Annotated in this window: 26 protein-coding genes; 17 read left to right on the forward strand and 9 right to left on the reverse strand. The window is 70.0% G+C overall.

Annotated features, from left to right (window positions below):
- Position 1 precedes the first annotated feature (1 nt).
- Positions 2-1,036 (forward strand): acyltransferase family protein, encoded by a 1,035-nt coding sequence (locus tag OZ403_RS35965; RefSeq protein ID WP_140795710.1) that lies wholly within the window; start codon positions 2-4, stop codon positions 1,034-1,036.
- Here OZ403_RS35965 and OZ403_RS35970 read toward each other — a convergent pair.
- A complete protein-coding gene (locus OZ403_RS35970; RefSeq protein WP_328285483.1) occupies positions 949-1,260 on the reverse strand; it encodes a c-type cytochrome in 312 nt (103 codons plus the stop codon). The two genes, OZ403_RS35965 and OZ403_RS35970, sit on opposite strands and share 88 nt — an antisense overlap.
- 18 nt (positions 1,261-1,278) lie before the next feature.
- Positions 1,279-2,049, reverse strand: coding sequence for a cytochrome-c peroxidase (locus OZ403_RS35975; RefSeq protein WP_268782876.1), 771 nt, complete (start codon positions 2,047-2,049; stop codon positions 1,279-1,281).
- Between the two features lie 174 nt (positions 2,050-2,223).
- Here OZ403_RS35975 and OZ403_RS35980 point away from each other — a divergent pair, with 174 nt between their 5' ends.
- Positions 2,224-2,472, forward strand: coding sequence for a hypothetical protein (locus tag OZ403_RS35980; RefSeq protein WP_020477966.1), 249 nt, complete (start codon positions 2,224-2,226; stop codon positions 2,470-2,472).
- Between the two features lie 3 nt (positions 2,473-2,475).
- Here the strand turns inward: OZ403_RS35980 and OZ403_RS35985 are convergent, their stop codons facing one another.
- Positions 2,476-3,807, reverse strand: coding sequence for a DUF2156 domain-containing protein (locus tag OZ403_RS35985; RefSeq protein ID WP_268782877.1), 1,332 nt, complete (start codon positions 3,805-3,807; stop codon positions 2,476-2,478).
- Positions 3,808-3,843: 36 nt separating this feature from the next.
- On the opposite strand from OZ403_RS35985, the gene OZ403_RS35990 reads away from it, so the two are divergent.
- The 5 genes from OZ403_RS35990 to OZ403_RS36010 all read left to right on the forward strand — a co-directional run bounded on the left by OZ403_RS35990 (position 3,844) and on the right by OZ403_RS36010 (position 9,876).
- Positions 3,844-4,026, forward strand: coding sequence for a hypothetical protein (locus tag OZ403_RS35990; protein ID WP_140795713.1), 183 nt, complete (start codon positions 3,844-3,846; stop codon positions 4,024-4,026).
- A gap of 45 nt (positions 4,027-4,071) precedes the next feature.
- Positions 4,072-4,650, forward strand: coding sequence for a Wss1p-related putative metallopeptidase (locus OZ403_RS35995; RefSeq protein WP_140795714.1), 579 nt, complete (start codon positions 4,072-4,074; stop codon positions 4,648-4,650).
- Between the two features lie 13 nt (positions 4,651-4,663).
- Positions 4,664-7,216 carry a M1 family metallopeptidase gene (locus OZ403_RS36000; RefSeq protein WP_268782878.1) on the forward strand — a complete coding sequence of 851 codons (2,553 nt, stop codon included), beginning with the start codon at positions 4,664-4,666 and terminating at the stop codon, positions 7,214-7,216.
- Positions 7,213-8,577, forward strand: a complete 1,365-nt coding sequence (locus tag OZ403_RS36005; protein ID WP_268782879.1) for a DUF6986 family protein — start codon at positions 7,213-7,215, stop codon at positions 8,575-8,577. Before OZ403_RS36000 ends, OZ403_RS36005 begins: the two co-directional genes overlap by 4 nt.
- Positions 8,578-8,745: 168 nt before the next feature.
- Positions 8,746-9,876: a hypothetical protein gene (locus OZ403_RS36010; RefSeq protein ID WP_268782880.1), complete on the forward strand. Its 1,131-nt coding sequence runs from the start codon at positions 8,746-8,748 to the stop codon at positions 9,874-9,876.
- Positions 9,877-10,030: 154 nt separating this feature from the next.
- On the opposite strand, the gene OZ403_RS36015 is transcribed toward OZ403_RS36010, so the two are convergent.
- The 4 genes from OZ403_RS36015 to OZ403_RS36030 form a co-directional block, all read right to left on the reverse strand.
- Positions 10,031-11,098 carry a DUF2804 domain-containing protein gene (locus tag OZ403_RS36015; protein ID WP_268782881.1) on the reverse strand — a complete coding sequence of 356 codons (1,068 nt, stop codon included), beginning with the start codon at positions 11,096-11,098 and terminating at the stop codon, positions 10,031-10,033.
- Between the two features lie 130 nt (positions 11,099-11,228).
- Complete coding sequence (locus OZ403_RS36020) at positions 11,229-12,401, reverse strand: ABC transporter permease (RefSeq protein ID WP_140800233.1); 1,173 nt, start codon at positions 12,399-12,401, stop codon at positions 11,229-11,231.
- Positions 12,398-13,135 carry an ABC transporter ATP-binding protein gene (locus OZ403_RS36025; RefSeq protein WP_140795720.1) on the reverse strand — a complete coding sequence of 246 codons (738 nt, stop codon included), beginning with the start codon at positions 13,133-13,135 and terminating at the stop codon, positions 12,398-12,400. The genes OZ403_RS36020 and OZ403_RS36025 overlap by 4 nt, the downstream gene beginning before the upstream one ends.
- A gap of 13 nt (positions 13,136-13,148) precedes the next feature.
- The gene (locus tag OZ403_RS36030) at positions 13,149-14,666 is read right to left on the reverse strand and encodes an alpha/beta hydrolase (protein ID WP_140800234.1); all 1,518 of its coding nucleotides are present in this window, start codon (positions 14,664-14,666) and stop codon (positions 13,149-13,151) included.
- Positions 14,667-14,750: 84 nt separating this feature from the next.
- Here OZ403_RS36030 and OZ403_RS36035 point away from each other — a divergent pair, with 84 nt between their 5' ends.
- From OZ403_RS36035 to OZ403_RS36055, 5 genes are all read left to right on the forward strand, one after another.
- The gene (locus tag OZ403_RS36035; protein WP_140800235.1) at positions 14,751-15,593 is read left to right on the forward strand and encodes an LEA type 2 family protein; all 843 of its coding nucleotides are present in this window, start codon (positions 14,751-14,753) and stop codon (positions 15,591-15,593) included.
- A 105-nt stretch (positions 15,594-15,698) separates the two neighbouring features.
- Positions 15,699-16,091: an aspartate 1-decarboxylase gene (panD, locus tag OZ403_RS36040; protein ID WP_011556755.1), complete on the forward strand. Its 393-nt coding sequence runs from the start codon at positions 15,699-15,701 to the stop codon at positions 16,089-16,091.
- Between the two features lie 109 nt (positions 16,092-16,200).
- Entirely contained in the window at positions 16,201-16,644 is a 444-nt protein-coding gene (locus OZ403_RS36045; protein ID WP_140795723.1) for a hypothetical protein, read from the forward strand.
- Between the two features lie 3 nt (positions 16,645-16,647).
- Positions 16,648-17,280 (forward strand): EcsC family protein, encoded by a 633-nt coding sequence (locus OZ403_RS36050; RefSeq protein ID WP_140795724.1) that lies wholly within the window; start codon positions 16,648-16,650, stop codon positions 17,278-17,280.
- Positions 17,281-17,439: 159 nt separating this feature from the next.
- Entirely contained in the window at positions 17,440-18,027 is a 588-nt protein-coding gene (locus OZ403_RS36055; protein ID WP_174260614.1) for a MarR family winged helix-turn-helix transcriptional regulator, read from the forward strand.
- A gap of 51 nt (positions 18,028-18,078) precedes the next feature.
- Here the strand turns inward: OZ403_RS36055 and OZ403_RS36060 are convergent, their stop codons facing one another.
- Together OZ403_RS36060 and OZ403_RS36065 are read right to left on the reverse strand one after the other, a co-directional pair.
- Positions 18,079-19,791, reverse strand: a complete 1,713-nt coding sequence (locus tag OZ403_RS36060) for a carboxypeptidase-like regulatory domain-containing protein (RefSeq protein ID WP_268782882.1) — start codon at positions 19,789-19,791, stop codon at positions 18,079-18,081.
- A gap of 5 nt (positions 19,792-19,796) precedes the next feature.
- On the reverse strand, positions 19,797-20,660 hold the full coding sequence (locus OZ403_RS36065; RefSeq protein ID WP_268782883.1) for a deoxyribonuclease I: 864 nt from the start codon (positions 20,658-20,660) through the stop codon (positions 19,797-19,799).
- Between the two features lie 313 nt (positions 20,661-20,973).
- Between OZ403_RS36065 and OZ403_RS36070 the strand changes: the two genes are divergently transcribed.
- The 5 genes from OZ403_RS36070 (at position 20,974) to OZ403_RS36090 (ending at position 24,630) form a co-directional block, all read left to right on the forward strand.
- On the forward strand, positions 20,974-21,297 hold the full coding sequence (locus OZ403_RS36070; protein ID WP_268782884.1) for a hypothetical protein: 324 nt from the start codon (positions 20,974-20,976) through the stop codon (positions 21,295-21,297).
- Between the two features lie 47 nt (positions 21,298-21,344).
- Positions 21,345-21,950, forward strand: a complete 606-nt coding sequence (locus OZ403_RS36075) for a hypothetical protein (protein ID WP_237080021.1) — start codon at positions 21,345-21,347, stop codon at positions 21,948-21,950.
- Between the two features lie 139 nt (positions 21,951-22,089).
- Complete coding sequence (locus OZ403_RS36080; protein WP_268782885.1) at positions 22,090-22,728, forward strand: hypothetical protein; 639 nt, start codon at positions 22,090-22,092, stop codon at positions 22,726-22,728.
- A gap of 117 nt (positions 22,729-22,845) precedes the next feature.
- On the forward strand, positions 22,846-23,547 hold the full coding sequence (locus tag OZ403_RS36085) for a hypothetical protein (RefSeq protein WP_268782886.1): 702 nt from the start codon (positions 22,846-22,848) through the stop codon (positions 23,545-23,547).
- Positions 23,548-23,658: 111 nt separating this feature from the next.
- Positions 23,659-24,630 (forward strand): Ig-like domain-containing protein, encoded by a 972-nt coding sequence (locus OZ403_RS36090; protein WP_268782887.1) that lies wholly within the window; start codon positions 23,659-23,661, stop codon positions 24,628-24,630.
- Position 24,631 lies beyond the last annotated feature (1 nt).

Raw genomic sequence — 24,631 nt, forward strand, 5'->3', positions numbered from 1 at the left:
TGTGACGACCACTGGCCGCATCCCGCTGTTCGAGAACGTGCGAGGCCTCCTCATCACCCTGGTGGTGATGGGGCATGCGCTCGAGCCTTTGCTCGGCCGAGAGCCGCTCGCGAAGGCGCTCTACTCCGGCCTGTACCTGTTCCACATCCCCGCCTTCGCGTTCCTCTCCGGGCACCTGTCCCGCGCGGACAGCGGGCCCCGCGCGCTGGGCGCCATCGCCTGGGGGCAGCTCGCGCCGCTGGCCGTGTTCCAGGTGCTGTACGTCGCCTTCGACGCGTGGGTGCTCGGCCGGGGCTGGAGTTCGCACTGGCTGGTGCAGCCGTACTGGCTGCTGTGGTTCCTGCTGAGCCTCGGGTGCTGGCGGCTGATGCTGCCCCTGCTCCTCCGCCTGCCCAGGCCGCTGATGTGGGCCGTGGCGCTGGCGCTCGTCGCGGGCCTGCTCCCCTGGGTGGGCTACCTGTTCGGCCTGTCGCGGACGTTCGTGTTCCTGCCCTGCTTCGTCGCCGGTTACCTGACGCGAAGGGAGTGGCTGCTGGCCCCTCGATACACCCGGGGCTGGCGCTTCGTGCTCGCGGCGTCCCTGGCCGTGGGCCTGGGCGCCTGCGTCGGAGCGGTGGCCATGGGCTTGCTGCCTGCGCCCGCGCCGCAGTGGCTCTACGGGAGCAGCGGCTACGGGGTGCTCGGTGCCACGGCGCTCACGGGCATGGCAGCACGCGCCGCGCTCTTCTGCGGTGCACTGGCGCTGACATGGGCACTCTTCACGCTCAGCCCGCGACAGGAGAGCGCGCTCACGAGGCTGGGTGGACGGAGTCTGGCGCCCTTCCTCCTGCACGGCTTCGTCGTGCGAGCCGCCGAGCACGTGGGCGCGTACGCGTTCCTCCAGGGGCCCGTGGGCGTCGCCCTCGCGCTGGGAGCGGGGGCGCTGCTCACGGTGCTGCTGAGCCACCCTCACGTGGTCCAGGCCACGCGCCCGCTGTGGGAGCCTCGGTGGCTCTTCCAGCGGACACGTGACGCCGTGCCGGGCCTGGGGCGCTGAGCGGGCCTACTTCTTCCGTACTCCAGCTTCACGCCCTTCCGCTTGGCGTAGATGTACGCCTCCATGGCGCGCATCCGTGGGTCACCGTCCGCCAGCGGCCTGCCGCGCGCCGGGTTCTCGATGCACCAGTTGATCATGTCGCGCAGCAGCGCCACGCGGCCCAGCTGCACCTGGTACTTCGGATACGTCTCCGGGTGCGTGTTGGACGCGTCCGGGTGGCACATGTCACAGGAGATGCCCAGTCACCAGGAAGCGGCCCAGCTCGGAGAAGCGCGTCTCCAGCGCCAGCTCGTCAATCTGAACAGCGGCGACACCACGTTGCCCGCGTGGCAACTGTTGCAGCGGGCCTTGCCGTTGAAGAGCGCCCAGCCCCGGCGCTCCGCGGCGGTGAGCGCCTTCGCGTCGCCGGTGATGAAGCGGTCGAACCGGGCGTTGCCGGAGTACAGCGTGCGCTCGAAAGCGGCGATGGCCGTCGCCAGGTCGTCGAAGTTCACCTCGTGGCCGAAGACCTTCTGGAAATCCCTCACGTACTCCGGAATGGCCTTCACCTTGGCCACCACCGCCGCCTCGTCGGGCATGCCCATCTCCCGCGGGTTGAGGATGGGCAGCTTCGTCTGGTCCTCCAGCGTGGACGCGCGGCCGTCCCAGAACTGGGAGGCGCTGAAGAGCGCGTTGAGGATGGTGGGGCTGTTGCGCGTTACCTTCTGACCCTTCACGCCCTCCGACACCGGCTTCGCGTCCGTGAAGCCGAAGCGGGCATCGTGGCAGGTGGCGCAGGACACGGTGTCGTCCACCGACAGGCGCTGGTCGTTGAAGAGCTTCTCACCCAGCAGCACCCGCTCCGGCGTGGGCGCGAGGCTGGCTGGGATGGACAGCTTCCACAGCGCCGCGGACACGCCCGGTGGCAGGTCGGCGGGCGGAGGCGCCGCTTCCTTCGCGGCGGTCTGGGCTTGCCCGGCTTGGGCGAACAGCAGGACGGCGAGCGACAGTGCAACGCCAGACGGCGGGCGCATGATCTCCCCTCCCCACCAACCACGTTGCACGCCGCGAGGCATCGAGACGCCGGGCCGGGGTCAGTTCTTTCCCGAAACCACCACTATTCCCGCGCCGCGGTCCAGGTTGTGTTCGCCCTTGCGTGGGCTGCCGAACATCCCGGGCGCGTGCATCTTTCGCGAAAGGAGGGCGTCATGTGGGACCCAGGAGAGCTGCGCGAGGGCATGGCCGTGAGGGACGAGCACGGGCGGAGGCTCGGCACGGTGGTGCATATCGGAGACACGCACTTCGAGCTGGAGCAGGGCTGGCCGCCCAGCCGCGACTTCATGGTGAGCTTCCACCTGGTGGCGCGGGTGGACCATGGTGAGGTGTTCCTCCACCCCGGCCATGGCGCCACCGTCCCCACGGAGGACGAGATGCCCGACAGCGGCGCGTACATCTGACGGCTAGCGTCCGGGCAGGCGCAGGTCGCGGGAGCTGAAGAGCAACCCGGACGCCGTCGCTGGCGCGAGCACGGCCAGGGCGATGATGGCCCCGTCCAGCGGGCTCCGGGCGAGCGGCACGTTGTAGGTGACGGCCTGGACGAACGTCAGACACGCGTCCGCCGCCGTCAGCCCGCCCAGCACCGTGGCCAGGGAGTCCCGCCAACGCCGCACCAACGAGAAGAGCCCCACCGTCAGGCCCACGTCAAACACCACCCACGCCCACTGCACCTGGACGGACGGGAACCAGCGCGCCGTGGAGGGCAGCGCCAGCAGCGCGGTCCACGGAACGAGCAGCACGGCGAGCGCGTGCACCAGCAGGCGCGGACGCCGCAGCAGCGTGGCGATGCCGAAGCGCAACAGGCCGCCCTGAGCGAAGGCCCGCAGCGCGTCGTACACCGCCGCCAGCCCGCCCCGGGGCTCGGGATAGGACAGATGGATGGGCACCCAGGCGTCGGGGCGGAACTTCCCCTTGAAGGCGCGCAGGCCCTCGAAATCGAAGAGCGGCCGGCCGCACGCCCGCGCCAGTCGCAGCCATGGCCGCACGGGCCCCGCGAGCGGCGCCAGTCCCAGCGTCACGTAGCGCCGCCCGGTGGCGGCCGCCGCGCGCATGGCCGCGTCCACCAGCGCCTCCGCGGTGCCATTGGGCGCCTCCGGGTCCCGGAGCAGGTCCTGGAGGAACCAGCCTTCGCGGGCATACACGGGCGACACCGACAGGAAGCCCACCACCTCGCCCTCCACCTCCGCGACGAAGGCATGCCGCTCGCTCGCGAAGGCGTGGGGACGAAGCTGGACCAGGAAGCCCATGGGGGCCATGCGACGGGACGCCAGCCAGCGCGCCTTCAACAGCTCCACCGCTCGCCGCGTGGGGTGCAGCGGGTCCCCCAGCTCCGTGACGGGCACCTCGCGGACCTTCACGCCTCGCGCGCGAGCGCGGCGAAGCTGCTCACGCAGGCTGCGGCTGCCCCGCACCACGTCGTCCCAGTGGGCCGGGTCCCAGACGGGCTGCTCGCCGATGGGCAGCGACGCCATGGGGGCCAGCTCCATGAAGCGCGGCTCGGTGGCGAAGAAGCACACGCGCCGGTCCACTGCTCGCGCGGCCACGCGGAAGCCCTCCGCCACCGAAGCCAGCCGCTCCGGCGCGGCGATGGGCGCCCCGGCCGCCACCCAGGCACCGCCCGTGTCCACGTACGCCACGCACGCGTCGCCCGCCGGGTCGAACCAGTACCGGAAGCCGGGCTGCAGCACCTGGAACGAGGTGGCGTTCCAACCGTACCGGCGCAGCAGCGCCAGCACCTGCTCGCGTGGCTCCGGGCAAGCCGGGGCCTTCTCTTGAGAACGTCCTTCCACGCGCGGCAGAAGGTATGTGCCCCGCCCCGTGGACGGCAAACGAGAACACCGCCGCGCGACTGGGTCATCGTCAGCAACACGGTGGCCCGCTCCGGCCTCGCCCTGCCCCAGCTCACCCAGCCCTTCCCCAGGCTGGGCGGCGCGCTGGAGGCCGGCGGCCTGTAGCCAGCAGCGGGCGCGGGTGGGAAGCTTGTGCCGGACCGGCGCACCGTGACCTTCGCCTACTACGACACCCTCACCCCCGCCCAGCAGCGCGTCTACCGGATGAGTGACTCGGTGAGCGCGCTCCGGCTCCGCGAGCCGCGGACGCTGGAGCCCCTGGTGGCCGCGCTGCGCGAAGCCCTGGCCACGGGCCGGCAACCGGAGACCGAGCACGCCACCGCCCGGCTGAGCGACGCCCTCTGCGAGCGGCTGGACCTGTTCGCGCCGCGGGTGGAGGTGCTGGAGGTCCGCCCCTCCTCCACCACCGGCGAGCTGCACGGCATGTACACCCTGGAGCGGGGCCGTCGCCCTCGCATCCAGCTGTGGATGCGGACCGCGAAGCACGCGCGGGTGGTGGCCTTCCGCACCTACCTGCGCACCCTGCTGCACGAGCTGTGTCACCACCTGGACTTTCTTCTGCTGGAGCTGCCCGCTTCCTTCCACACGGAAGGCTTCTTCCAGCGGGAATCCAGCCTCTTCCACCAGCTGGTGCCCCGCCCGGCCCGGCCACGGCGTTCCGGGGCCAGGAAGGGTGTGACGGCGGACACCCCTGACATAAGTCCAGGCAGGCGGCGGCGCGGAGGCTAGATTCCGCGTCCCTATGGCGCATCCGACCGAAGACAAGAACTTCCGCCTGCCGACCTCCATCCGTCCCCGCCGCTACGCGGCCACGCTGACCCTGGACCTGGACGCGAAGTCCTTCTCCGGCCAGCAGACCATCGACCTGGACGTGGCGGCGCCGTCGAACGAAATCATCCTGCACGGCATCGCCCTGGAGCTGAGCGACGTGACGTTCCGCGCCGGTGGCCAGCAGCGCAAGCCGGCCTCCATCCAGCCCGCGCAGGCGAGCGAGACGGTGGTGCTCCGCTTCGATGAAGCGCTGCCCACGGGCGCCGCGTCGCTGGACGTCGCGTGGACGGGGCGCTTCACGGAAGGGCTGCGCGGCCTGTACCAGGCGGGCAAGGTGGCGGCCACCCAGTTCGAGGCCGCCGACGCGCGCCGACTCTTCCCCTGCTTCGACGAGCCCGCCTTCAAGGCGCGCTGGGCCCTCACCGTCCGCGTGCCGCAGGGGCTCACCGTGCTGGGCAACGGCCCGGTGGTGAAGGACACGCAGGAGGGCAACCTGCGCGCGGTGACGTTCCAGGAGACGGAGGTGCTCAGCAGCTACCTCATCGCCCTGGTGGTGGGCCCGCTGGTGGGCACGGACGCGCAGGACGTGCAGGGCGTGCCGGTGCGGACCTGGGCGCTGCCGGAGAAGGCGCACCTGACGCGCTTCGGCCAGGACGTGGCGCTGGCGGTGCTGCCCAGGCTCCAGGACTACTTCGGGCTGCCGTATGCCTTCACCAAGGTGGACCAGGTGGGCATCCCCGACTTCGAGGCCGGCGCCATGGAGAACGCCGGCCTGATTACCTACCGCGAGGTGGCGCTGCTGCTGGACCCGGCCACCGCGCCGCTGTCGGTGAAGAAGCGCGTGGCGGAGGTGGTGACGCACGAGCTGGCACACCAGTGGTTCGGCAACTGGGTCACCATGGTGTGGTGGGACGACCTGTGGCTCAACGAGGCGTTCGCCACGTGGATGGCCTTCAAGATTGTCGACCAGTGGCGCCCCGAGTGGCGCATGTGGCTGGACTTCGACGCGCACCGCGCCAGCGCGCTGCACCTGGACGCGCTCAAGTCCACGCACCCCATCCACGGCGAGGTGCGCAACGCGGGCGAGGCCGGTGAGAGCTTCGACGCGATTACGTACGAGAAGGGCGGCGCGGTGCTGCGGATGATTGAGGGCTTCCTCGGGGAAGACGCCTTCCGCGAGGGCATCCGCCAGTACATGCGCAAGCACGCGCGCGCCAACGCGGTGAAGGAAGACTTGTGGAACGCGCTGGGCGACGCCGCGGAGCAGCCGGTGGAGGAGCTGGCCACCGCGTGGGTGGGCCAGAGCGGCTTCCCGTTGGTGACGGCGACGCTGGACGGGCGCGGACTGTCGCTGTCGCAGCGGCGCTTCTACAGCGAGCCCGGTGTGCAGAGCAGTGAGGTGTGGCCGGTGCCGGTGGTGCTGCGCTACGAGGACAGCACCGGCGTGCGCGAGCAGCGCGTGCTGCTGCGGGACGCCCAGGCCACGGTGAAGCTGGAGGGCGAAGGCGCAGTGAAGTGGCTGACGGCCAACGCGGGCTCCACCGGCTTCTACCGGGTGGCCTACGACAAGCCGGGCCTGGAGAAGCTGGCGACGAACCTGAAGTCGCTGGCCCCCTCCGAGCGCACCGCCCTGCTGGCGGACCAGTGGGCGCTGGTGCGCGCGGGCCAAGCGTCGGTGGCGGACCTGCTGGACCTGGTGGGCCGCTTCGGTGACGAGGAGGACGACTCCGTCCTGGACGAGCTGGTGGGCCGGCTGGCCTACATTGAAGGCCGGCTGACGGACGGCGAGGACCAGGTCCGCTTCCGAGCGTGGGTGGAGAAGCTGCTGGGGCCCGGGCTGAAGAAGCTGGGTTGGCAGTCCGCGCCGAACGAGGCGGACCCGGTGAAGCTGCGGCGCGCGTCGCTGGTGCGCGCGGTGGGTGGCCTGGCGCGCAGCCAGGACGCGCTCACCGAGGCCCGACCCCGCGTGGAGCGCATGCTCCTGGGACAGCGGGACGCGCTGGAGCCCAACCTGCTGGACGCCGCAGTGGGCATGGTGGCGCGCGCGGGCGACGCGGCGCTCTTCGACACCTTCCTCCAGAAGATTCCGTCCGAGCCCGACCCGGCCACGCAGCGCCGCTACCTCATGGCGCTCACCGCCTTCGAGGCCCCGGAGCTCACCGAGCGCGCGCGCGGGCTGCTCTACACGGACACGGTGAAGACGCAGGACGTGGCCAGCTTCGTGGCGGGGCTGCTGGGCAACCGCGTCGGTCGCGACGCGTGGTGGGCGCAGATGCGCACGCAATGGAAGGACGTGGTGGCCCGCACCGGCGGCGCCCCCATGCTGCTGCGCCGCATCGTCGAGGCCATGGGCATGCTGCGCACGCGCGAGCACCTGGAGCAGATGCAGGCCCTGCTCAAGGCCCAGCCCATCCCCGAGGCGCAGCAGGCCACGGCGCAGACGCTGGAGCGGCTGTCCCAGGATGTGGCGCTGCGTGAGCGCTGCATGCCCGAGGTCTCCGCGTGGCTGAAGCGCCAGCCGTGAAGACGACGCTGACAGAAGCGAGCCTCTCGGGTGTGCGGGAGGCCCTGCGGCAGGCCAACGCGGGATTCGAGCGCGCCTACCCGGGGGACTCGACCCAACGGCAGCCGGTGCACGTGGTGTACGGCGGCGCGCACCTCTTCCGGGCGGAGACGGCCCGGAAGCTGGGCGGCATCGCGCTGAACACGCTCAAGTCGTACGCACCGGATGCGCCCGTGCTGGCCCACGGGCTGGGACTGCCCCAGCGCGGCCGTTTCGCCCAGCGCGTCTACGCGCGCGTGGTGGCCAAGCTGGAGCGCGAGCCGGTGGAGGACCTGCGCATCGACTTCGAGGACGGCTACGGGCACCGCTCCGACGCGGAGGAGGACGGGCACGCCGTGTCCGCCGCGGAGGAGATGGCGCGCGGGCTGGCCCAGGAGCTGCTGCCGCCCTTCATCGGCATCCGGGTGAAGTCCTTCACCGAGGAGCTGTTCGACCGCGCCACGCGCACGTTGGATTTGTTCCTCACCACGCTGCTGGAGCGCTCGGGTGGGAAGCTGCCGCCCGGCTTCGTCGTCACGCTGCCCAAGGTGTCGCTGCCGGAGCAGGTGGCGGCGCTCGCTCGCGTCCTGGAGGTGCTGGAGACGCGGCACGGGCTGCAGGTGGGCACGGTGGGCATCGAGCTGATGGTGGAGACACCCCAGGCGCTCTTCGACCCGCAGGGCCGGCTGCACCTGCCCACGCTGGTGGCCGCGAGCGCGGGCCGCTGCACCAGCGTCCACCTGGGCGTGTACGACTACACCGCCGCGCTGGGCGTCAGCGCGCATGCACAGACGATGCTGCACCCCGCCTGCGACTTCCTGCGGGATTTGGTGCAGGTGTCGCTGGCGGGCACGGGCATCCGGCTGGCGGATGGCGCCACCAACGTCATGCCGGTGCCACCGCACCGGGCGAAGGAGGACGAGCCGCTGCTGCCCACCGAGCGCCGGGAGAACATGGAGGCGGTTCACCGGGTCTGGCAGTTGTCGTACCGGCACATCCGGCACTCGCTGGAGCGGGGCTGGTACCAGGGGTGGGACTTGCACCCGGGCCAGCTCCCCGTGCGCTACGCGGCGGTGTATGCATTTTTCCTGGAGGGGCTGGACGCGGCCTCGCGCAGGCTCAGGGCCTTCATGGAGAAGGCCGCGCAGGCCACGCTGGTGGGAGACGTCTTCGACGACGCGGCCACCGGGCAGGGCCTGCTCAACTTCTTCCTGCGGGGCCTGAGCTGCGGCGCGCTCACCCAGGACGAGGTGCTGGCCGCGGGCCTCACGCTGGAGGAGCTGCGCAGCCGCTCCTTCCGCGACATCGTCGCGTCACGCCGCGCCCGGGCCACTTCCGGCTAGGCCGCGGCTCCAGGCTTCGTCATGCGACGTCTCGCGCTCCTGCTGTGTTTCTCCTCCGCCTGTGCCGGGCCGTCCGTGACGACGGTCCGGCCGGAACCCTCCGTGCCGCAAACGCCCGCCGCGCCAGCAAGGCCCCCACCCCCGCCGACCGGCCCTTTCGCGCGCGAGTTGGCTCCGCTGCCCAAGCAGCGCGTGACGTCCACGGAGGGCATCTTCACGGCCGAGGTCGAAGCCGTGGCGGCGCCCAAGCTGACGCGGCACGAAGGCTCCACGCGCCTGGAGATTCCCCTGGGCACGGAGGCGCCGCTGAGCTGCTTCGTGTACGAGCGCCCCATCGACGCGGCGGGCGCGGTGCTCGCGGTGGCGAAGGCGGTGCAGGGCCACAAGGGCGTCACCGTGCGGAGCCTGACTCCCACGGACGTCTCCGTCGTCGCGGGTGCGCCGGTCATGTTCGTGGACGTGGACTATGAAGTGGCCACGTCCGGCGACAGTGTGGGCGCGGGCAGGCTGAAGCTGATGGTGAGCGCGAGCCCCGAGCTGCCCCTGCTCTGCGCGCATGACGAGCCCGGCTACGCGCGCACCTTCCAGCGCATCACGACGGGCATGGCCTCCACGCTCCAGGTGCCGGGCCATCCTCGGGCGCCCGCGCCCATGGCGGAACTTCGGGTGCTGAAGCTGGATGGCCGGCTCGCGGGCTTCAACTGGCGCACCGGGCGGAGCTTGGACGGTGGCGCGCAGCGCACGGAAGCCTCCTCGAGCTTGCTGCTACCAGGGGCCTCGAATGGCCCACGCGCGGAGGACCGCACCGTCACCACCATCACGGATGACGCGGGCGAACTATTGGAGCAGCGCCACGCCCATGCCGAGAACGGAAGCCTCACGCTCCAGGTGACGCTCCGGCGGGAGCGGCAGCCCAAGCCCCCTCCAAGCGCGACGCCCACCAGGGTGTATCGCTATGAGGGACGGCAGGGCACCCGGCCGCTGAAGGGAACGTTCACGTCGAAGCGAGGACTCGCCACCCAGGCGATGGTCCGCATGGGCGTGCGCGAAGGGCTGCTCACGGGCGAAGCGTCCGAAGTGTCCTTCGACGTCTACCGTCCGGCGGAGCTGCTCTCCGGGCCCACGGAGGTCGTGCTGCGCCGGGCGCCCTCCGCCGGGCCACGAGCCCTGACCGTCACCATGGGTGCAACCAGCGAGGAGGCACGGGCCAACGCGAGCGGCGCATTCGAGTGGACCGAGCGCATCCTCCCGGAGGGCCGCCTCACGTCCGAACTCGTCCACACCGTCCCACCGCCCTGAAGCAAACGCCTGGACGCTTCAGGCGCGGCGCGCAGCACAACCGAGCGAAGAAGGACTCCCGCGTCACTTCATCCACGCCAAGCCACCGCGAGCAGCAGCGCGTTGGAGGAAACGGCGCGTGTCCTCCAAGCGCACCGCAGGCGGGGCGGACACCTCACCAGAGCATGTCCTGGTCCTCGGTGACGCCGGGGACGTTGGACAACTCCAGCGTGCGGCTCCCCACGCGCACCGTGCCGTTGAAGAAGCCCACCGGCTGCGCGAAGTGGCTCACGACGAGGCGCACGTTCCGGTCCTCGCGGTGCACATGAAGGGGCTGGAAGCGCAGGTCCACCGCGCCATCCACCGTCGCCAGCCGCCACGGCGCCATCAGGTCCTTCGCGTCGTATTCGAAGCGGGCGCGCGCCAGCGGGTACAGCTTGTCCCCCAGCCACAGCGCGTTCTCGTTGGCGTCCGCGTTGCCCTCGTTGAAGCCCTCCACGAGGTTGATGCCCACCGGCGTGCCGTCCGCCAGCCGCCCCGCCGCGAAGGCCCAGCGCCACGCAGTGTGCCGCGCCAGGTAGCCCTGCGTGTAGTCCATGCCGCCCACGCCTCCGTCCAACCGGAAGCGCTTCCCGCCCGCCTCCAGGCTGCCGAAGGTGAGCAGGCCGTTGCTCTTCATGGTGACGTTCACCAGCCCGTCACCCTCCACCGGCGCCACCACCGTGAGCGCGGGAGGGCCGCCGGCCACCATCAAGTCGCCCTCCCACTGGAAGGACTGGAGGCTTCCGGTGCGCAGCCGGCTGACGTCCACCGCCACCCGGTAGCGCTCGTCGTCCTCGCCGCGCTGCACCGACAGCCGTCCGCCCAGCGTGCGGAAGGAGGCCTTGAGGCCCTGACCGGGCTTGTCGCCCAGCTCCACCATGGGGCCGGGCGTGCCCAGGAAGCTCACGTCACACAGCGGCTTGCGCTCGCGCAAGTCCAGGGCCACCGCGAAGGCGCTCGACGTGTAGCCCAGGTCCACCACCGCGCAGAGCGCGGCGACCTCGGGCGTGGCCGCGAAGGTGTAGTGCCAACGCTTGCGCTTCAGCAGACGCGTGGTGCGGCCCGGGGCCCACTGCCCTTGCAGGCGCGGCAGGTCCACTTCGGGCAGCTCACCCTGGTAGGTACCGAATCGGGGCTCCCCCCCGGAGGTGGCCACGGACACTGGCGCGGGAGGGAACAAGGCATCTTGCTCTGGCTTCATCTGGCCCCATTGGAAGGCAAAGGCGCGTGGCTGTCATGTCAGGCCGCCGCCCAAGCGCCACCCGCCGACAGTGACACCTGAGAGGTTGTGCGGAGCGTAACGCAACAGCGGCGCGCTGGGGACCCTCTCGTCAGCCCCGGCCGAAGACGATGCGCTCCTGGGTCAACAAACGAGCGGTGACCGCCAGCGACAACACCGTGAGCAGGATGCTGGACGCGCCAGCGATGAGGAACGGCAGCGCGCCCATCGGCTCACCGCGCATCACCTCGCCCGCGAGCACCTCCTGGCCCAGCACCGGCACCGCGAACATCCACATCTTCGGCTGGAGCGGCGACAGGGCCAGCACCATGCCCGGCAGCATGGGCACCACCATCAGGAGGGACAGGTACGTCTGCGCTTCCTTGAAGGAGCGTGCATAGGTGGACACCCACACCTGCACGGCGGAGGCGGCCAGGGCCAGCGGCAGCACGGCGGCGGCCATGCCCAGGGCGGCGGGCGCGTCGAAGCGGGCCTTCACCCCCAGGTCCTCCAAGGGCACGCGCCGCACCACCAGCATGTAGGCCACCAGCGTAATCAGCACCGCCGCGACGGCCATGACCACGGTGGCCAGCCACTTGCCCGTCACCACCGCGCTCCGGGGTGCCGGGTTGAGCAGCAGGGGCTCCAGCGAGCCGCGCTCGCGCTCACCCGCCATGGCGTCGCTGGCCACCTGCATGCCGCCCGCGAAGGCGGCGATGACCAGGAAGAGCGGCACCATGTTGAGCAGCCCCGCCGCGGTACGCTCCGGCGTGGACAGGTCCGCCTCCTGCACCCGCACGGGAATGGCCAGGTCCGGCGAGACGCCACGCGCATAGAGGCGCTGGTTGCCCAGCATCTGGGCATACGCCTCCAGCAGCCCCCGCGCGCGCAGCACCGACTGGCGCGCGGACTGGCGCGAGCTGTCCACCACGAGCTGCACCTCGGCGGTGCGCCCGGCGGAGTACGATTCGGCGTAGTCGTCCGGCACCACCAGCACCGCGTCCAGCGAGCCCGCCCGGATGCGCGACTCGTAGTCCTCCGGCGCCTCTTCCAGCTGCGCGCCGTAGCGCTCCAGAAAGGCCATCAGGCTGGGGGCGTGCTCCCGCCCCACCACCGGCAACGCCAGCGGCCGGTCCTGCCGGTACCAGGAGGCCAGCAGGTTGAACATCACCATGAACACGACGGGGCCAATCAGCGGCCACATCAACGCGGTGAGCACCGAGCGCCTGTCGCGCAGGTGGTCCTTCAGCTCCTTGCGGAAGACGGCGAAGGACAGCCCGCTCATTGCATCAACCCCTGGTCCGTGCCGATGGTGGCCACGAAGGCCTCCTCCAGGCTGTCCTTGCCGGTGCTCGCGCGCAGCGCATCCGGCGTCCCGTCCGCCACCACCCGCCCGTGCGCCACCACCACGATGCGGTCACACAGCGCGGCCACTTCCTGCATCACGTGGCTGGAGAACACCACGCACCGGCCTTCATCCTTCAGCCGCCGCAGCAGCGTGCGCACCGAGCGCGTGCTCATGACGTCCAGCCCGTTGGTGGGCTCGTCCAAGAGCACGTTGCGAGGCCCGTGCACCAGCGCCCGCGCCATGGCCACCTTCACGCGCTGGCCCTGGCTGAAGCCCTCCGTGCGACGGTCCGCGATGTCCCGCATGTCCAACAGGTCCAGCAGTTCGTCCACGCGCTTGTCCAGCGTGGCGCCAGACAGGCCGTGCAGCTCGCCGTAGTAGCGCGCGTGCTCGCGGGCGGTGAGGCGCGGATAGAGGCCACGCGCGTCCGGCAGCACGCCCAGCGCCCGCCGGGCATCCTGCGGCCGCTGCACCACGTCCACGCCGTCCACCAGCGCGGTGCCGCGATCCGGCCGCACCAGCGTGTAGAGCATGCGCATGGTCGTCGTCTTGCCAGCGCCGTTGGGGCCCAGCAGGCCGGTGATGACGCCGTCCTCCGCCGTGAAGGACACGTCCTCCACCGCCGTCACCTTCTTGCCAAAGCGCTTGTGCAGGTTCCTGGCTTCAATCATGGCGCGCGCGTCCTCACGGCACCGGGCCGGCGAAGGAGGTGAAGAAGGGGGGACGGGTGAGCTTGGCGCCGCACGCGGACGACAGCCCCTCCACGCTCCCTTGGGTCAGCAGGTCCACCATCAGCGTGCGCGCGCAGTCCGCGCCCATCGTGTTGTGGCCCACGCCGGGCACCACCACGTGCAAGCTGTTGGAGAGCGTGCGCTTCGCCTCCTCGGCCCACCCGGGCGGCGTCACCGGGTCCAGTTCGCCCGACAAGAGCAGCGTGGGCACCGACGACACCACCGGCTCGCGGTAGCCTTGGGGCAGGCTCCCACGCGGCCAGTCCGCGCAGACGGAGAGCACTTCCCGGCCCATGGTCGGACCGAACCAGGTGCCCTGCGACTCGCGCACCAACGCCGCCTCGTCGTAGAAGGGCGCGTCCTCCGCGCACACGACGGCGAAGTAGAGGCCATGGCTCACCGTGCGTCCCAGGTTCTCCGTCAGGCCCACGCTGAGCGCGACGAAAGGGGACCAGTCTCCCTGCGTGGCCCGGTCCAGCATCAACGGCACCAGGGAGGACATCTCCGGGCTGTAGAGCTGCGCGAAAAGCTGCGCCAGGAAGGCGCGACGCGACAGGACGACCTCCTCCAACACACCGGTGCGCGGGTGCGCCACCTGGGTGCGCGCGGGCGTGGTCTCCAGCGTCGTCAGCAACGCCTCCGTCCTGGACCGCAGGTTCGGATACGCCTGGGTACACGCCGCGTCCGCCTCGCAGTTCGCCAGCAGCCGGTTCAGCGCCTGCTGCGCGTCGCGGGGCGCGAACAGCGGCAGGTACAACCCCATGGGCGCCACGCCGTCCAGGATGGCGGTCCGCACGCGCTCCGGGTGCTGCCGCATGTACACGAGCGCCGCGCGCGTGCCGTAGGACACGCCCCAGAGGTTGAGCTTCTCGTAGCCCAGCGCCTCGCGGACCTCGTCCAGGTCATCCATGGCGACGGGCGTGGTGTAGTGGCGCACGTCCGCGTCCCAGCCCTCGCGGCACTTGCGCACCTCCTCCGCCGCCTTGCCTTCCTCGAGCCTCGAGGACAGACCGTCCTCCGGCGAGTCCGTCTTGCAGTTCAGCGGATTCGAGTCCCCCGTGCCCCGCTGGTCCACCAGCACGATGTCGCGCTTGCGGCGGATGCGCTCCACCGCCATCAACACCTGCGTCGAGCGCGACGCTGACTGGCCCGGTCCACCCGCCAGCAGCACCAGCGGGTCCGGCTGCGGCTGCGCCGCCAGCGCCGGCACCACCACCACGCGAAGGGGAATCTTGCGGCCCGTGCGAGCGGCCCGGTCCTCGAAGACCTCGTAGGTCCCACACTGGGCCTGCGTGGCCAGCCCCTCCAGGCGGCAGGGCTTCAACGACAGCGTTCGCCGCTCCGCGGGGTCCTGGTTGCTCTTGGAACAGGACACCGATGCCGCAGCCAGTAGCCCCAGGGCCAGCAAGGCGCGCCAGGGCGGAAGATGGGAGGAGATGTGTGCACGGACCCCGGGCAAGGGTGCCTCCATCTGGGTACGGGAGGCACCTCACATACCACCTCTACGGCATTGCATTGAATCCCGCGCGGAGCAGGTGCGTCCGGTGATACGCCCATGCCCACCATGAAACGTGCCCTTCTCCTCCTGGCCGTCCTTGGACTCACCACGCTCAGTGGCTGCGCCGCCTTGCAGAAGATGCTGAAGGGGGCTTTCAAGAAGCCCACCCTCTCCTTCAAGACGGCCCGGCTCGCGGATGCGTCCTTGTCCGACGCCACCATCAACCTGGTCTACGAGCTGAACAACCCCAACGGCTTCGGGTTGAACCTGGCCGAGGTGGACTACGCCTTCTTCGTGGAGGGCAAGCAGGTGGTGGCCGGCAAGCCACGCTCGGGGCTGGCGCTCAAGGCCAACGGCAAGAGCGAGCTCGTCTTCCCCGCCAACGTGAAGTTCGCGGACATCGTCCCCGTGCTGGAGACCTTCCTCAAGCAGGACAAGGCCGCCTTCAAGGCCCAGGGCACGCTGGGCGTGAAGACGCCCATCGGCGTGCTGAGCTTCCCGCTGGCGAAGGAGGGCACCTTCGAGGTCCCCAAGATTCCGCAGGTGTCCTTCCAGGCGCCGCGCATCAAGGACATCACCCTGTCCGGCGCCACCGTGGAATTCCCGTTGTCCATCACCAACCGCAACAGCTTCCCGCTACCGGTGGCCGGCATCACCGGCGCGCTGAAGGTGGCGGGCGCGGATGTGGGCACGCTGTCCACCGGAAACCTGGGCAAGCTGGACGGCAGCGGGACGAAGCAGGTCACCCTGCCCCTCACCATCAACTTCGCTCGCGCGGCGAACGCGGCCTTGGCCCTGCGCTCGGGCGGAAATGCGCAGGTTCGCCTGGACGGCAAGCTCACCTCGGAATCCCAGAGCGTTCCCCTGAGTCTCAATCAGCTCGTCAATTTCGTTAAGTGACGCCTGCCTGCACTGCGGGCAGGGGAACTGAACACAGGGTTGTCCCAGGGCGCCTCAGACGTTACGGTGGGGCGTCCTTGCCGCTTTTCCAAGGTCGAGACACACATGCGCCGCATCCTCTTCAAGTCGAAAATCCACCGCGCGACCGTCACCCAGGCTGACCTGGATTACGAAGGGTCCGTCACCATCGACCGCGACCTGCTTCGCGCCGCCGACATCGTGGAGAACGAAAAGGTCGCGGTCTGGAACATCACCCAGGGCACGCGCCTGGAGACCTACGCGCTGGAAGGCGAGGCCGGCAGCGGCGTCATCTGCATCAACGGCGCGGCGGCGCACCTGAACAAGCCGGGCGACCTGGTCATCCTGGCCACCTTCGCGGAAGTGGAGGAGGCCGAGGTGGCGAACTGGAAGCCCACCGTGGTGTTCGTGGACAAGGACAACCGCGTGGTGCCCGGGCAGACGAAGGAGATTCCGGGCCCGCAGCGCCGGTCGGCCTGACGTCTCGCGCCGCGGTGTCCCGCTGGCTGCTTTGCCCCATCGAACGCCTTTTGCCATGCTCCACCCATTCTTAAAGGGTGGGGTCATGGGCCCCGGAGGAGTCGATACGATGAGGCGGTCGTGGGTGAGCGCTGGCGCGCTCTCGCTGGTGCTGACAGGTTGTACGGGCACGGGGGCCTTCCGTCCGGATCCGAACAACGACGACCCGCTCTACGGGGTCATCCCTGTCGTGAAGGCGCCGCCGCAGAGCCGGTGCGAAGCGCTGGGCGCGTCCTCCGCGCGGGGCTCGTGTGATGACGCCCTCTACCTGGCCACCGAGTACACCCGCCGGCTTTCGGTGGGTGATGAGATCTGCCTCGAAGGTGGCTACGGCGAAGACCCGGGCTCGGCGTGCAGGGCGCGCGCGGCCATCATCGACACCTCTCCCAACCAGGTGAAGCTGGAGGTGCGCGGTCCGAAGCCGGACTCGCGCTGGTTCAACGTGGAGATGCGGCACGCCTGGTACGAAGAAGGCGCGCTGGTGGACCTCTACCTGTCCGAGCGGGGTTATTGAGGGATGGGTATCTACGACAGCGTGGCCGAGCGGCTGGCCTTCATGAAGAAGATGACTCCGGCGGAGCTGAAGAAGCTCGGCTCGGCGCGGCTGTCGGACATCGTCCTGCAGGAGGTGGCGCGCTCGCGTGTGCGCATCACCACCCTGGAGAAGCGCTACCCGCAGGCGTCGCCGCGGGAGCTGGCCCAGCGCATCGTGGACGAGAAGAAGAACCTCGCCAGCATGGTGGGTGGGGTGAGCGGGGTGTTCGGGCTGGTGGCGTTGCCGGCGGACCTGCTCTTCATGGCGTACCTGCAAATCATCCTGCTCACGGACGTGGCCACCCTCTACAAGGTGAACCTCAAGACGGAGCGGGCGCGCGGGGAGATGCTGGATTTGTTCGGCTACGCCAACGGCCTGGGCCCGCTGCCCCGCGCCGGTCCCAAGGTGCTGGGGAAGCTGGCCGCCATGCTGCTGGAGAAGGGCGGCATGCAGACGCTGGGGCGGGCCATGCCGCTGGTGGCCGCGCCCGTCACCGCCTACTTCAACAACCAGCACATCCAGATGGTGGGAGAGCAGGCCGTGCGCTTCTACGAGGGCTTCGACAAGGCTCACGCCAAGGCGAAGGCCCAGCGCAAGAAGGCCAGCGGCGCCTGACGGACCGCGCCCCGCACATTTCTTTCGGTGGGTCCGATATGCCTTCCGCGCCGGACCGTTGATCGCCCAGGCGGGGCCTTTGCCCCCTTGGAAGACGGGCGTTCATCGGGACTCCTCGGCCGGAGGGACGATGACGCCCGAGAGACGGAGGCGACCAGGATGTCCGAGCTCTCGGCGGAAGTGCGGGTGCAGGTGGCGCGGTTGAGGAATCTGCTCATCGACGTAGCGCGCTGCGGTGCGTTGGGCAGTCCCCTGGGTGCCCTACCCCATACCGAGCTGGACCCGATGGAGGTCCAGGCCATCTGGTGGCTGAAGGCGGAGAGCCTCCTTCCCGTCAACATCCTCGCGGAGCGGCTGGGCGGCATTGCTCCGCCCCGGCTGAGCCGGCTGCTGGACCGGTTGGAGGCCGCGCAGCTCGTCCAACGCGAGCGCTCCGTGCGGTATGACCGGCGGCGCGTGCGGGTGAGGCTCACGGAGCAGGGCCGCGCCCTGGCGGAGCAGGCGGACTCGGTGGTTCAGGAGCGCATGGCCCGGCTGCTGATGCCGCTGGAGGGGGAACAGCGCAGCGCGCTGATGGACCTGCTGGAGGGGTGGGTGGAAGCCCTGGGCGGCAAGAACCGCGCGCCGGAGTTGGCCGCCGCCGAGGAGGGCGAGACGGATGCCCCCACGGCCGATGAGCTGGAGCCCGCCGCGGCGCCCAGGCGTACTCGCGAGGAGATGATGGCCATCATCGCCAACGCGGCCTGACGTGTGCGGCCCAGGCCCTGCTCGTGGCTATCGCCGCGAGCGGGGTCTCCCCTAAAGATGGACGCGAACCTCGCCCCTTCGCCGACAGGCCTCGGCGACTTCCCCTGTCCAGGGCGCGTATCCCTCCGCCTCCACCTCCAGGTGAAGGCCGAACGGCCTCACGCGCCCCAACCGCCAACGTCCCTGCGCATCCGTGAGTCCCCACGTGGGAGGGAGTGAGCCCACGTCACTGGAGGCGGTGACTCGCGCGCCGAACACCGGCTTGCGCCCATCCGTGACGAGCACCTCGCAATCGTTCCCCTCCATGTCCACCCTGAAGGTGACGGTGCCGTCCACCCTGTCCTCGCCCACGTCCGCGGCGGTGCTGCTGTAGACCTCCAGAACAGAGAAGGACACCAGCACTCGATAGCGCCCCGGCTCCAGAATGGACACGGCCATCCCATCCTCTTCCTGGATGTATGCGCCGGCGGAGGCCAGCTCCCACTGCTTCTCGTGGCGCCACCGCTGGAGGATGAACACGGGATAGGGCTTCTGGGTCCGCGCTTCTATCTGTGCCCGCATGGCGGCATCCATGCGCAGCACGAGCCAGCGGTAGGCCTTCACGCGCCACGTCACCTCGGCATCACTCACACCCGGCTCGGGCCTGAAATCGAAAGACTGCTCCGTCGCGGCCACCGGACGCCTGGAAACCGGCGACGCCACCTCGACGCGGAAGCGGGACGGCTCCCAGGACGGCAGCCCCGACACGACAAAACGCCCATCCGGCGCGAGCGGAATCTCCACGTCCTCTGGACCCAACAACCTCGCGCCTTCCGGTGGACGGAACGTTCCTTCCAGCTCCACCTTCCCCCGCAGCGTCACCGTGTCACCCACGCCCTCGGGAAAGAGCGAGCCCACGTCCAACACCACCGACTCCAAACGTCCCTCGCGCAGAGGCACCTCCACCCACCGGCTTTCCCGCCCCGCCGCGCTCCGGAGCACCAGCCTCACCGAGGGGTCCGTGGGCAATGGCAGCAACTCCAGCGACTTCCCCACGAGAAGCGGAAGCGCCACTCCGTCCGAGAGCGCGGAAGCGATGTCCGGCGCGACATGCCGAATCACGGGCAACAGTTCGCTCGCGCGCTCAGCGTCGCGAGCGTCCCGGGATACGCCACGCACCACACGAAGTGAGAACGGGCCATGCTCGGGTCGCACTCCCGCGAGCCGCACCCGCACACCGGTAGGCGCCCGGGCAGACAGCACGGCCTCCACGACACCGGTGGAGGCCCCCTCCTCGGGCACCACGTCGCTCAGCCAGAACGTTCCATCCGCTGTCCAGGCCACCACCCGGTAGAGCGGTGCCAATGGCACGAGCACCGGTCCCAACGTCCCCCCCGTCGCGGACGGCGTCACCTCCACGGGCCGCCACTCCGACACATTGGCCAGGTCCTCCAGCCGCCCAGGCCCGGCGCCCGCGCGCCCCTCGCGCTTCGACACTTCCCACATGTGCCGGTCCGCGTCGGAGATGGAGGCCACGCCCACGCGGGCCTCTCCCTGGAAGGGCACATCCCCTTGCAGCACCACGCGCAGACGCAGTCCCTCTGGGGGCGAGGGCTCCGGCGCCACGGGTGGCGGCGGATTCACGGGCGTCGCGGCTGCCACGCGCTCAGCGGGTGCGCGGGGAGGCGCCACCGGCGCGGCGACGTCCGCGGGCCACAGCCACCACATCGCGAGCGCGGCCAACACCAGCGCGGCGCCCCCCACACCCCATGCGCGATGCTTCAAGGGTCTCAGTCCGTATCGCTGGTGGAATACAGCGTCAGGTAGATGGGCGCGTGGTCCGACAGGCGGGTGACGAAGTCCCGCGTGTCCCCGATGTAGTCGCGCCCCGCCGCGGAGAACTCCGTCACGTATTCGGGCTGCATCCAGAAGTGGTCATAGGCATTCACGTAGCCACCACTGAGGTTGATGGTGGTAGCCACGTTCAGCTGGCAGGTCACCGTGGGAGACAGCGCCACCAGGTTCGCCCAGGACGCCGTCGTGCATGCCATGTTGTGGTCCCCCACCAGGATGACGTCCTGGTCGGTGCGGCTGGCGTCCTGCACCGACTTGAACACCGCGCCGATCTGCTTCACCTCGGCGTCGCGGTCGGCGGGGTTGCCCCAGACGGTGTGCCAGTTGATGAACGTGTAGTCCGCGCCCGTGGGCGTGTGCCGCACGCGGACGATTTGCGGCTCGCGCTCGAACGTGTCGCCGGTGTCGTCGTACACACTGGATGACAGCAGTGACACCGTGTCCTCCCGGTACAGCACCGCGTAGATTTCCTTGTACGATGAGCGCCCGATGAGCGGCGTCTGCGCATAGCGCCACTTCACGCCGGAGACCGCGTTGAGCTCCGCCACGATGGCCGGAACCACGCTGGTATTCATCACCTCTTGCAGGAACACCAGGTCACAGCCGTTGTTGGAATTGCTGTTCGCGCCGTACTGCCGCCAGATCTGCTCCGCGTCCTCGCGGTACGTCTGCTCCGCGGTCCACCCCTCGTGACGCAGGTTCCAGCTGACGGCGCGCAGATATGAGCCCGCCTGGGCCCACGTGGGAACAGCCAAGACGACCAGCACCACCACGCGCAGCAAGAAGGACGGAAATCCCATGGAGTGACCTCGGCGTGAGAGGGGCGGCCATGCGGGGCGGCCGCACGCGCGGACCGAGCGCGTGCAACGGTCCTAGTGGATGAGGTTCGTGACCGGCAACCAACTTTCCTGAAACACAAGAAATACAGGGTCTTCTGAGACCCACCCGCGGCGCGCTTCGTCCTCCGCGCACGTCCCCACGCCACCGCTCCGCCCGTTAAATGCAACTTGATTGCATGTGACTCAAGATGGCAGATTGTCGCGAGCGTTCCTGGAATGGGGATCTGGCGGGGACGGCAGAGCTCTGTCCTTCCGCGAAGGAGGGCGCGTCATCGTGAGCCGACTCATCTGGAGTATGGGATTCGCGGGACTGGCGCTGGCCTGCGCCGTCGCGGCCTGGCTTCACCGGCCGGTGGAGCTTCCGTCCCAGGCCGCGGAGCCCGAGGCTTCCACCCCGCTCGCCCAGGCCCCCACAGCGCGGCCGCGCTCCGTCGCGCGCGTCACCTTTCCGGACAGCGACTCATTCCAGGAGTCCTTCCGCCGCACCGCCGACCTGCGGCTCGGCAAGGGCACCACGCACATGCAGCTGCCCCCCGAGCGCCGGGCCTCGGGCGAGGTCGTGGCCGCGTGGCTCGTCCTGCGTCCCGCCACGCCCTGACCACACACCTCTGTCACCCCGCAGTACCCCTCCAAGGAGCAACCACCATGAAGCTGGAGTTCCCCTTCAAGCAGTCCCTGCTCGCCACCAGCGTGGCCGTCCTGCTCGCCGGCTGCGGCACCCCCGTCGAGGAGGAGTCCCCCATGGCTCCCGAGGCCGCCGCGCTGGAGAGCAGCGAGGACGCCCTGCTCAGCATGCTCCCCGCCTGCGAGGAGCCCGAGGAGTTGGAGCACGTCGTGGAGCACGCGTGCTACCACGCCGAATACGGCCCCTTCGAGCCCGTCACCGCCGCCGCCCTGGGCGCGCCCGTCCTGGTGGATGTCAGCCAGGCCCACACCGCCTACCAGGTCACCCTGCCGAAGCGCTCGCCGTTCAACTACGCCGGACGCGTCTCGTTCCTCCCGGACGAGTCGGGTGAGTTCGCCTTCATCCTGTCGCGCAACCGGGGGCTGCGCATCTTCGAGGCCGCCACCGGCACCGAGGTGGCGCGCGAGTGCCGCTACACCGTCCCCACCGACGTCTGCTCCAGCCTGAAGGCGGCCACCGTCGCGGACCTCGAAGCCAACACCGAGTACCACCTGGAGTTCCGCTCCATCCTCCCCTCCAACGCCGCCTTCACCCTCATCATCGAGGAGGCGGGTCACCACCACTGATCTGACAGGCGAAGCGTCCTCGGGGCCCACGGCGGGAGCTTCCTCCTCCTCCCCCGCCGTGGGCCTTCGCATTTTCGCACCTGGAAACCAATTGCACCTTGATTACATTTGAACCCAAGAAGCATATAGGAAGCACCTCATGCGCCCGACCCTCCGAGTCCTCTTCCTGGCCGCGTGTGCCGCGGCGGCCGTCGCCTGTGGTGGTGGTGACGAAGACCCCACCCCCGTCGAGCCCGGCGGCCCCTGCGAGCCCAACGGCCACATCCACCGGGAGCCCACGGGCGACTGGTGCCACTGCAACAAGGGTTACGTGGCCGCCGATGATGGCCTGGCCTGCGTGCCGGACCCGAACCACGTCCCAGGCGACGGCTTCGACTTCGGTGACGAAGGCGAGCACGCCTGCTGGCACGTGACGAACGGTCCCTTCGTCACCGTCAACGCCACCACCGCCCGTCATCCCCGCGTGGACGACTTCCACACCTACTACACGGTGAAGCTCCTCCCGGAGAACGGCCAGTACGTGGGGACGTTCAGCTACAAGGCCTTCGCCACCGGCAACTTCGTCGTCTACCTGAGCAGCCCGGACGTGCCCGTTACCCTCACCGAGACGGCCATCAGCACCACCGTGCCCCAGGCCGGCGCCCAGGCCACCGGAGACTTCTGCGACGGGTTGAAGCACATGGTCGGCTACGAACTGACGGACCGTGTCCAGTACACGCTCCAGCTCGGCCCCACGTCGCTGCCCGAGCTCCACATGGTCATCGAGCACGTGCAGTAGCGCATCCGAGACGAACCGACCTTTCGCATTACTGCAACACAGATACTATTAAGTCATGAGTGGCAACTACCGGCGCTCGCGGCTTGCGGAGCCCGGCTCACGAAAGGAAGCCTCATCATGAAGTTGACCCAGCGGACCCTTTTCAGTGCATTCCTCGGCCTGTCGCTGGCCGCCTGCGGCCCCATGGACGATGCGGGGCAGGACTTCACGTCGGAGCAGGAGCAACCCCTGGAGGCCACCTGCACCAGCGTGGACAACACGGCCATGACGACGCACGCGTGCGCCCACGCGTCCAACCCTGGCGACAACGTGAACGTGAATGGCGTCACCGGGGCGCCCGACATCAGCACTCAGCACAAGCACTACACCGTGACGCTGTCCGGCAGCGGCACGGGCAAGGTGACGTACATCCCCGTGGCCAGGGCCTCGGCGGGCTCCACCGTGGAGTCCGTCGCGTTCTACGCCACGCAGAACGTCACCATCACCGCCGTGGACAAGAGCGTCACGCCCAACGTCACGCTGACCGCGCTGGTCAGCACCAACGGCATCACCGAGGGCACCTGCACGCTGCACCACGCCCGGGTATTCGACCTCACGGTCGGCCACACCTACGAGCTGAACATCACCGCGCCCACCACCTCGGTCGGCATGGTGCCCGAGTACCTGTATGACAACCGCGGCCGCTACTACCGGGACGCGGACGGAGATGGCTACGGCGCCAACAGCCCGCTCTACCGCTTCGCCTGTGAGGCGCCCACGGGCTACGTCACCCAGCGCTTCGACTGCGACGACACCAACCCCACCATCTTCAACTGTTAGCCCGTCACCCACGGGGTGACCTGGGCATCACCGCAGCCCCTCCACCGGGGCGCCCCGCTCACCTCGGGGGGCGCTCCGGCCCTTCTCCCCGCCTCCCACCAAGGCCCCCCGATGCGAACCGCCGCCACCACCACTCTGCTCGCCACGTGCGCCCTGCTGGCCCTGGCCGGCTGTGACAATGACGCCCCCGTCCCCCCGTCGCCGTCGCCCGACGCGGGCACCCGGCCGGATGCGGGAACCGAACCGGATGCGGGCACGCAGCCCGACGCGGGTTCGGTCCAGGGCCCCGCGGTCATCGGTTCCACTCCCTCGGAGGGCGCAACGAACGTCCTGCCCGTGGAGCTGTTCAAGGTGGACGCGACGACCACCGGGGTGCGCAAGCTCGTCACGCTCACCTTCGACACGCCCATGGGCACCACGGCGGCGGAGGTCACGCTCGTCGACCGGACGACTCCGGCCAATCCCGCTCGCACGCTGACGGGCACCTGGTCCGAGGACGGCCTGACGCTGTCGGTCGCCATCCCCCGGCCCGAATCCGACCTGCCGCCGCTCGAGGAGGAGACGGCGTACACCCTGGAGCTCGGCGCGCTGCGCGGCGCGGAGGGCCACGCGGTGGACACGTCGCATGCGGGACTCGGTGATGGACGGCTGGACTTCACCACCGGCCGGCGCGACGGCACCACCGAACACGCCTGCGCCCACGCACTGCTGGAGCGCCCGGCGTCCGTCACCGCGAGCGCCTCCCCCACCATCTACCCCGCGACGGATACCTCCCACGAGTTCTACGCCCTGACGCTCCCCACCAGCGGCACGTCCTTCCTGGGCTACACGGAAGTCGTTTCGGGAGAGAGCCGGGACGAGCCCGTCATCCTGTACCTCAACCACCCCATCCCGGTGGCGGTGCACGACACGACGGAAGGCGAGGACGCCGTCGCCTCCGCGCTGGAGCCCGCCCGGCCCGTCTGTCTGCCCGCCATCACCCACACGCTGAAGTTCACCGCCCCCGGCGGCGACCGCTTCCTCCGGCTCACCTTCGGTCCGACGGAGCAGGAGACGTTCACCTTCGTCTTCGAACGCTACTGAG

The sequence above is a fragment of the Myxococcus sp. NMCA1 genome, from assembly GCF_026810205.1.
Classification (GTDB): domain Bacteria; phylum Myxococcota; class Myxococcia; order Myxococcales; family Myxococcaceae; genus Myxococcus; species Myxococcus xanthus_A.